Below are 235 nucleotides of genomic sequence, written 5' to 3' on the forward strand. Positions count from 1 at the left end.
TGATAAAGCGAAACCGTTTCGTCACTCTTTTCACAGCCCGCGAGCATAAACACTGCGGTAACTGCCAGGGCGACAGGAGTCAGGTGGCGCGCGCTCCAGCTTTTGCGGAACGAGGCATGATGTATCGATTTTGTCCGTTTCATTTTTGTCTTCCAGGACCCAGTGGTAAACACAGTAAATAATGCTCAGGATAGAGGATGACTGGTCGAAATTGAAGCGGGAAGAGGCGAGAATG

1 pseudogene is annotated in these 235 nt (G+C 50.2%); it reads right to left on the reverse strand.

Going from position 1 to position 235, the window contains the following annotated elements:
* Window positions 1-143, reverse strand: a pseudogene (locus tag FDX22_RS31955) (hypothetical protein); the annotation flags it as partial.
* Window positions 144-235 lie beyond the last annotated feature (92 nt).

The organism is Citrobacter sp. TBCS-14 (genome assembly GCF_005280805.1).
GTDB lineage: Bacteria > Pseudomonadota > Gammaproteobacteria > Enterobacterales > Enterobacteriaceae > Citrobacter > Citrobacter gillenii.